Origin of the sequence: Pseudomonas viridiflava, assembly GCF_003702045.1 — a bacterium.
Lineage (GTDB): Bacteria > Pseudomonadota > Gammaproteobacteria > Pseudomonadales > Pseudomonadaceae > Aquipseudomonas > Aquipseudomonas viridiflava_C.
On record NZ_RBTP01000004.1, the window covers coordinates 1 to 1,335 of the forward strand.

At 45.2% G+C, this 1,335-nt stretch carries 2 protein-coding genes; both read left to right on the forward strand.

Annotated elements, in window-relative coordinates:
* Nucleotides 1–137: 137 nt before the first annotated feature.
* Nucleotides 138–590 carry a T6SS immunity protein Tli4 family protein gene (locus tag ALP40_RS01240; protein WP_147478283.1) on the forward strand — a complete coding sequence of 151 codons (453 nt, stop codon included), beginning with the start codon at nt 138–140 and terminating at the stop codon, nt 588–590.
* Nucleotides 591–719: 129 nt separating this feature from the next.
* Nucleotides 720–1,061, forward strand: coding sequence for a hypothetical protein (locus ALP40_RS01245; RefSeq protein ID WP_122206507.1), 342 nt, complete (start codon nt 720–722; stop codon nt 1,059–1,061).
* Nucleotides 1,062–1,335: the final 274 nt, after the last annotated feature.

The window sequence follows — 1,335 nt, forward strand, 5'->3', positions numbered from 1 at the left end:
GTGCTTGAAGCCGCGCAAGAAAAGTAAGCTATTTCGAAAACAGCACACTAGACGACGCGATAAATAAAATCCGAAAATTAAGTGACTCTATATTTTTCAGAGTGCCTCAAGAAGCGCCGCCAAGCGGAGCTTTTTCGTTGGAAGCTGGTTATACAACGTTACCCTCCTCTTATGCAAAAGAATCTATTTACATGGACGCGCAAATTTCAAGCCATCCAGGTACATACGTAAGCTTACTGACGCAAAGAATAGCTCGTCAAGAAGAAAGCCTGATTGAGCGCTTTAACAAGAATCAGAGCGGCTTGGTTTTTGAAGAGCTTAAATCTATTATAAATCAAACAAAAACCCTTAGAAAACGCGAGCGAATGATTGGTGATATTAAGGCAGAAGAAGTAACAGTGACAGCCTTGGTAGAAGGCAAGAGATTTTATGACTTTCAAGTCGAATATAAAGGCACTTTAAAATCCAATGTATCGCCCTATATAGCCTTAGCGCTTGGCACACACCAAGAAGGCAGTGATTTTAAAACTGACGAAGAAGCGCTGGCATTCTGGGACAGGGTTGTAGACAGTTTAAAACCGTTACCTTGAAAATAATAGGCTTTCGAGGTTAAGATGAATGCTGCTACTGTACCTTCGGTGAGCATCGTAGACATTGATAAGCGAGAATTATAAAAGTAGTTCACATACCAACATCAATAAACCCAAGAGGTAACTTCAATGGCTCCAGTGATTTTTCTCCTGATATTTTTATCAGCAATTGTTTATGTAGGGCTCATCATTTTTCGGGCTGTGACGGCGGACACCAGAGGCGGAATTTCGAATGTACTTACTCCCGGCACGTTGTTTAAAATGTCTCTTGCACTCCTGGCCTTGTGTGCAACGTCAGGGCTTGTGTTTTTAGGCGGCACAGCCGGTGGCATCAGCGGATCCGGGGGAGCTACTGGCGGTCGACAAATCGTGGATTATGCGGCAAATGTCAGTGAATTCTGTTTATACGCCAGTTTGGCCTTGGCGGTGGCAGCGCTAATCAGCTATGCACATAAAAAAAATATACTATAACCCCTGTAGCTACGCGGGCATCAAGCGACTCAGTTGACGTTGCGCTGCATTAGCAAGGTATATTAAATGCGTGATACGGAGTAGCATTTGTCCACGTTCGATAATTACTTTGCTTCTTCGTACTTCGCTTTGATGCTGCGTTAAATTACGCTCGGTGCTTGCGCTGCCAGTAAACGGAGAGTTTTTCATGGACCTGACCTTCGGAACCGCCCTCAGCCAGAGCGGCCGCCTCCTGCAACTCACCACGCCCCTAGGCGAGCATCAGCTGCAGGCC

Bases quoted from the DNA above. Each gene is read 5' to 3' on its own strand.
- ALP40_RS01245 (WP_122206507.1), top strand. From the start codon at position 720: ATGGCTCCAGTGATTTTTCTCCTGATATTTTTATCAGCAATTGTTTAT.